2 protein-coding genes are annotated in these 7415 nt (G+C 74.5%); both read right to left on the reverse strand.

Annotated elements, in window-relative coordinates:
- A partial coding sequence (locus ONA70_RS33205; protein ID WP_265010436.1) for a family 78 glycoside hydrolase catalytic domain occupies positions 1-2826 on the reverse strand: 2826 nt, incomplete at its 3' end.
- 34 nt (positions 2827-2860) lie between these two features.
- Positions 2861-7415: family 78 glycoside hydrolase catalytic domain (locus ONA70_RS33210; protein WP_265010437.1), on the reverse strand; the 4555-nt coding region annotated here is incomplete at its 5' end.

Genomic DNA, 7415 nt, shown 5'->3' on the forward strand with positions numbered 1-7415 from the left:
TGGACAAACCTGCTGGAACGCCTCGTCCAGGAGGCGGTCGACCTCCTGGTAGCCCCAGCCGCCGCTGGGCACGATCACCGGCACCTGCCCCGAGGTGACCTGGCTGTCGCGCAGGTCGCCGAGCCACTTGGTGAAGAACCGGGACAGGTCGAGCAGGCCCGCCATGGTGGGCGCGGCCACCTGCGCGTCACCGGTCCAGCCGTTCTTCTCGTACATCGGGGTGTCGGTGGGGATGCCGTGCAGGTTGTTGCGCACCGTGCGGCGCATCATCTGCTCGAACTGCTCGAACAGCGGTTCGCTGCACCGGAACTCGCCGACGTCCCGCACGTCGGAGTGCACCACCCGCATGGTGACGGTCTCCGTGGTGGCCGCGCCGGGCAGCCCGTCGAGCTGCGCGTACCGGAAGCCCTTGTACGAGAAGCTCGGCTCCCACACCTCCTCGCCGCCGCCCCGGGCGACGTACTCGTCCTGCTGGAACCGGGCGCTCTGCACGTTGCCGTTGGACGCCTCGACGGTGCCGTCGGCGCGCAGTTTCTCGCCGTAGAGGATGCGGATGGTGGTGCCCGCCGGGGCGGTGACGCGCAGCCGCGCCCAGCCGGCGGTGGTCCGGCCGAAGTCGGCCACCCAGACACCGGCGCGCGGCGACGTGAGGGTGACCGGGGCGACGGACTCGACCACCCGGATGGGCTCGTGCTCCTGGGCGCGCAGTGTGCCGGCCGGGGCGTCCAGGACACTGGCCCGGGACCAGCCGGAGTCGTCGAACCCCACCGTCGACCAGCCCGCCGGCTCCCGGCGGGCGTCGTAGGTCTCCCCCGCGTACAGCGAGTTGGACAGGGTGGGGCCGCTGGTGATCCGCCAGGCGTCGTCGGTGACGATCTCGGTCCGCGACCCGTCGGGGTGGTCCACCACGAGGCGGGCCAGCAGCCGGGGCTCGCCGTGCCAGGGCGCCTGGTGCCAGCGCCACACGTTGCGGGTGGTCATGCCGTAGAAGCCGCGGCCCAGCTCCGCGCCGAGGACGTTGCGCCCCTCGGCGAGCAGGTCCGTCACGTCGTGCGTCACGTACAGGACGGTGTCGTCGTAGTCGGTGAACCCCGGGTCCAGCACGGCGGTGCCGACCCGCTGCCCGTTGACCTGCAACACCTGGTAGGCGAGGCCGCTGGCGTACAGCCGGGCGCGGGCCACTGGCTTGGTCAGCTGGAACGCGCGCCGCAGCAGCGGTGCCGGCCGCTCCTCCACCGGCGGCTCGACGCCGCTGCCCCACGGTCCCTGCCCGTACGGGGCGAGCACCACCACCGGGGTCCAGGCCGAGTCGTCGTGTCCCGGCTGCTCCCAGCCGGACTCGACGGTGCCGGTGGTCCGCCAGCCGGCGTCGGTGACCAGCACCAACTCCCGGCTGTCGGCGGTCCGTACGACGAGCCGCGCGATGAGACCGCCCGGGTTGACCGAGGCGCCGGGCCGGTTGGTGGCGATGGCGGCCAGCACCAGGTCGCCGCCGACGGCCCGGCGGGCCAGCTCAGTGACGTCCGCGACCCGGGCGGTGCGCCAGCCGTCGGTCTGCTGCGGCGCCGACAGGGTGAGCTGCCCGGCCAGGTACGCGGTGAAGTCGTCGTCGGCGCTCATGATCAGCCGGGCGGAGGCGACGTCGAGCCCCGCCGGCAGGGCCAGCCGGCCGCGGAACCAGCGCGGCCCGGTGGGCGCGTTGTTCACCGTCGCGCCCGGGCCCCACACCCAGGACGCGCCGGCCAGGTTCAGCGCCTGCGGCTGGGGCACGGTGACGTTGCCGGCCCACGGGCCCTGGCCGTACGGGGCGAGCACGGCCACGCCGGCCCAGCCGGTGTCGTCGTATCCGGCCTCCTGCCAGCCGGGGCGCTCGGCGTCGGTGCTGCGCCACGACGCGTCGGTGACCAGCACGAGCCGCTGGCCGGCGGTGGTCACCAGCACCAGCTTCGCGAGCAGGCCGGCCGGGTTGACCGCGGGTCCGGGCCGGTTGGTGGCCACCGCGGCCAGGGTGAGCGTGCCGCCGACGGCGGCGCGGGCCAGTTCGGTGACGTCGGCGAGTTCGGCGCTCTTCCAGCCGTCGGCCTGCTGCGGGGCGTACAGCACCTGGCGCCCGTCGAGGTAGGCGGTGTAGTCGTCGTCGGCGGTGACGACGAGGTGCGCGACCGCGATCTCCACCCCGGCCGGAACGGCGAACCGGCCACGGAACCAGCGGCTACCGGCCGGCGCGTTGCCGGCGGTGGCGCCCGGCGACCAGATCCACGACGCGCCGGCGAAGTCCAGCGGCGTCTGGATGGCCTCGGGCTGCGCGCCGACCCAGCGGGCCGCGCCGAAGCCCTCGTCGCGCAGGCCGGTCTCGAACCAGGTCGGCGTGCTCCAGCCGGTCTCCCGGCCGGCGCCGTCCCACAGCTGGACCGCCCAGTGGTAGCGGGTGCGCGGGGCCAGCCCCGGGCCGTCGTACGGCACGCCGACCGAGCGCGCCGAGGCCACCCGGCCCGAGTCCCAGACATCGGCCGCGCCCGGGGTGAGCCGGTCCGCGCTGGTGGCCACCAGCACCTGGTACGCGCTCTGGGTGGCGCCGTGGCCGAGGGCGGTGCCGGTCCAGGAGAAGCGGGGCTGCGCCACGTCGGTGCCGAGCGGCCGGTCGGCGTACTCGGTGCGGGGGCGGCCGACCGCGAGCGGGCCGGCGCCGGTGCCGGGGTCCGGGGCGGCCGCCGCTGCCGGCGCGGCGGTGGCCGCGCCGAGCGCGACGGCTCCCGCGCCGGCCACGCCCCAGCCGAGCAGGGATCGGCGGCTGAGTTCGGCCCCCGGAGGTGGTGTCTGCGCCATGGACGTCTCTCCTCGAAGCGATGGTGGTGTGGGGTCAGGACGGCAGGGGCGCGGACCAGACGTCGGCGATCGACGGGTCGTAGCCGTCGCCGCTGTCGCGGAACCGCACCCGCACCACGCCGTCGCGGGTCGCGTCCGGCAGGTCGACGACGAACTGGTAGCTGACCGTGCCGGCCCCGCCCACCGTGCGCCGGTAGGCGCGGGCGTGGGCCACCACCCCGTCGACGAGGATCTCGTAGTCCTTCAGTTGCGCCTGGTCGTAGGTCTCGACGGCCCGCAGCACGAACGGCTCGCCGGGGGTGACGGCGAGGTCGAACTCGAACCAGCCGCCGGGGTAGCTCACGTTGGTGTAACGGCGGGTCAGCCCGGCCTCGGTGTTGGTGCCCGAGTGGGTCGAGGCGGTCAGGTGGTGCGCCTGCTCCGACGCCGGGTCGCCGAGGTCGACGTGGTCGTACGCGCCGGCCGGCGGGTTGGTGAACCGGACCGGCACGGCGAGCGTGCGCCGTTCGGCTTCCGTGTCGCCGGTGGCCACGGTGATCTCCGCCGGTCCTTCCGTCACCGACACCGGCGCGGTGAGGATGGTCGACACGGTGGTCTGCGCGCCGGGGGCGAGGTCGTACCCGGCGGCCGGGGCCACGCGCCAGCCGTCGGGCGCGGTGGTGGTGAGCTGCCCGGTCATCGGCAGGGTGGCCCGGTTGTGCAGCACGGCGGCGACCGTCGTGGTAGCGCCGGGCGCCACGTCGGCGGGCGTCGCGGCGGTCGACTCGATGACCACGGCGGGTGCGGTGGTGATCGTGCCGGCGACGGGCAGGGTGGCGGTGCCCTCCTGGTGGCGGTAGCCGGCCGACCCGTCGACGGCCACGGACGCCGGCGACTGGTCGGCGGGGACCCGCAGGTCGTAGTGGTGGCTGACGGTGGCTCCGGGGGGGACGGTGCTGGGCCGGTCGCCGACCGGCGTCACCGTCCAGCCGTCGGGCGCGCGCAGGGTGGAGGTCACCCCGGTCATCGGCGTGGTGCCACTGTTGGCGACGACGACGCTGGCCCGGACGACGTCGCCGGGCAGCCGCTCACCCACCGGCAGGTCGAGCTTGACGACCGCGCCGACCAGGGCCGACGACGCCGCGGACAGCCGCTGGTCGACCCGGGTGAGCAGGGCGGTGAACCGGTCGGCGTGGGTCGCGGCGATCCGGTCCACGCCGACCTGGGTACGCAGCCACCGGTCCAGGTCGGCCACGGTGGCCAGCGCGTGGTGCACGGCGCCGGCGGCGGCGATGTTGTCACCGCCCAGGTACGCGGTCCGCGCCGCGGTCGTCTCGTCGGCGAGCTTCCCGAGTTGGGCGCGCAGGTGCGCGACCACCGGTCGGCCCAGCTCGTCGGCGAGTTCGTCGGTCAGCGTGGTCAGCGCGCCGACCGTGTCGGCGCTGTCGCCCAGGTCGCCCAGCACCCGGTCGACGGCGAAGGAGTAGGAACCGGAGCCAATCTCGTACACGGCGGTGCCGCCGTCCATCCGGACGAACCGCACGCCGTCGGCGTCGCCCGCCGGTCGGCCGCCCTCGGTGACCGCGTTCCGGCCGGGGGCCGGGATGCGTACGGTCGCGGTGACGTTGGCCGGGACGGTGAGGCGCAGCCGCATGTCGCCGCGCGGGTCGAGGTTCCAGTCGCTGCCGATCACGCCCTGCGCCGAGCGGTACGACGCGCGGGCCGAGGTGAGGCCGCCGCCGGGCTGGGGCGCGAAGGTGAGGTGGGTGTAGCCGGGGTTGCCGGGGTCGGGCTGGATGCCGGCGACGGTCCGGTACATCCAGTCCCCCACCGCGCCGTAGGCGTAGTGGTTGAAGGAGTTCATCGACACGTCGCCGAAGCTGCCGTCCGGCATGATCGAGTTCCAGCGCTCCCAGACGGTGGTGGCGCCCTTGTCGATCTCGTAGCCCCAGGACGGGTAGGTGTCGTTCAGCAGCAGCCGGTAGGCGACGTCGAGGTGTCCGGTGTCGCTCAGCGCCGGCAGCAGGTCCGGGGTGCCGAGGAAGCCGGTGGACAGGTGCCAGTCGTGCCGGCGTACGTTGGCGACCAGCCGGTCGGCGGCCTTGGCCCGCAGCGGGTCGGGCAGCAGGTTCATGCCGATGGCGAGCACGTACCCGGTCTGGCTGTCGCCCTGGACGGTGCCGTCGGCCGCGACGTAGGTGTCCACGAACGCCTGGGCGATGTCCTTGGCCAGCGCCGCGTAGCGGGCGGCGTCGGCGTCCCGGCCGATGGCGGCGGCCATCTCCCCCAGCAGCCGGATGCTGTACGCGTAGTAGGCGGTGCCGATGACGCCGGCGGGTGTCGGGTCGTCGAGGTTGAGCCAGTCGAGGTACGGGCCGGCGTTGGTGCGCCGGTTGCCGGAGCTGGTGCTCTGCAGCCAGGCGGCGTACCGCGTCATCGACGCGTAGTGCTCCTCGATCACCCGGGTGTCCCCGTAGCGCTGCCACAGCGTGTACGGCACCGTGATGCCGGCGTCGGCCCAGCCGGTCGCCCCGTCGCCGCAGCAGGCGCGGGGCGCGACGTCCGGGTACGCCCCGTTGGCCGACTGCGCGTCGCGCAGGTCCTGCAGCCACTTGCTGAGGAACGTGAGGCTGTCCATGTTGAACGTCGCGGTCTCGGCGAAGACGTTGATGTCGCCGGTCCAGCCGAGCCGCTCGTCCCGGGCCGGGGTGTCGGTGGGGATGGACAGGAAGTTGCCGCGCTGCCCCCAGGTGATGTTGCTGTGCAACTGGTTCACCATCGCGTTGGAGGTCGCGAACTCGCTGGTGAGCGCCCCGTCGGTGTGCATGACCAGGCCGGTGACGGTGGCCAGGTCGGGGGTGCCCGGGAAGCCGGTCAGCTCGACGTAGCGGAAGCCGTGGAAGGTGAAGGCCGGCTCGTAGACCTCGGCGCCGCCGCCGCGCAGGGTGTAGAGGTCGGTGGCCCGGGCCGAGCGCAGGTTGGCGGTGTAGGCGGTGCCGTCGGGGTTGAGCACCTCGGCGTGGCGGATCCGCACGGTGGTGCCGGCCGGCCCGTCGACCTTCAGCCGTACCTTGCCCACCATGTTCTGGCCGAGGTCGAAGATCCAGGTGCCGGGGGTGGGTTGGGTCAGCGTCCGGGCCGGCAGCTCCTGCGCCACCCGTACCGGCGGGTCGGCCTGGGCGACGACCGGTCCGGTGGCGCCGGGGTCGTCGACGGTGGCCGTTGACCAGCCTGCGTCGTCGAAGCCGGGCCGGTCCCAGCCGGCCGGCAGCCGCCGCGCGTCGTAGGTCTCGCCGTGGATCAGGTCGCTCTGCAGGAACGGGCCGGGGGTGGCGCGCCAGGAGCCGTCGGTGCGGACCGTCTCGCTGCGCCCGTCGGTGTAGTCGATGACCAGTTGCGCGCCCAGGTGCGGACGCGAGCCGTAGTGGTCCGGGCCGAACGAGGCGATGGTGCCGGCGTACCAGCCGTCACCGATCATGGCGCCGAGCGCGTTGTCGCCCTGGCGGAGCTGGCGGGTCACGTCGTAGGTCTGGTACTGCACCCGCTTGCGGTAGTCGGTCCAGCCGGGCGCCAGCTCGTGGTCGCCGACCCGCTGCCCGTTGAGCGACAGCCGGTAGACGCCGAGCGCGGTGGCGTAGATCCGGGCGCGGGCGACCTCCCCGTCGACCCGGAAGCCCCGGCGCAGCAGCGGGTTCGCGTCCAGCGCGGTGAGCATGGCCTCCGTGTTGCCGGTGACCCGCAGCCCGCTCGACGTGGGGGTGCCGCCGCCGAACGGGTTCTCGTCGTCGGTGAGCGCGGCCGCGAAGAGGGTGTTCTCGCCGCTGGTCACGGAGAAGTCGGAGAAGACGCCGGTCTCCGCACCGTCGGTGCGCAGGCCGACCGAGCCGCCCTGGTGCCGGGTGTCGCGGGTGACGTCGACCTGGGTGCCGTCGACCCAGGTGGTGATGGTGTCGCCGGCGGCGGTGATGCGCAGGGTGTGCGGGGTGGTCAGCTTGTCGGCCGGCACGACGGCGCCGAGGGGCACCTCCTTGAGCACGCTCCACGCGCCGTTGACCCGTACGTGCGGGCGCAGTTTGGCGGTGCCGCCGGTGATGGAGAACTGCCACATGTAGGCGTTGGTCGGGCCGTGGGCGCGCAGGTAGATCCCGGCCGCGTCCCGTTCGAGGCGCACCGTGGTCTGCACGGTGTAGTCGCGCCAGGACTCGGTGGGCGCGGGCAGCCCGATCCAGTCGGCCCGCCAGCCCTCGGCGCCGCCCAGGCCGGTCTCCCAGGAGGCGGGGGCGCTCCAGCCGGAGGCCCGGCCGGCGGTGTCCCACACCCGGACCTGCCACACGTAACGGGTGCGCGGTTTCAGCGCCGGGCCGGCGTACGGGGCGAGGGTGCTCAGCCGCGACCTGACCCGGCCGCTGTCCCAGACGTCGGGGTCGTCGAGGCGGGCCTGCCCGGTGGCGACCCGTACCTGGTAGGACTCCTGGAGCACGCCCCGGGCGGCGGACTCGATCCGCCAGCCGAGGCGGGGCTGGGCCAGGTCGAGGCCGATCGGGTCGGTCGCCCGCTCGGTGGTCAGGCCGACCGCCGCGAGCGGCGGGGCTTGTTCGGCGGCGGCCGCC

This window comes from Micromonospora yasonensis (assembly GCF_026013475.1).
GTDB classification, from domain to species: domain Bacteria; phylum Actinomycetota; class Actinomycetes; order Mycobacteriales; family Micromonosporaceae; genus Micromonospora; species Micromonospora yasonensis.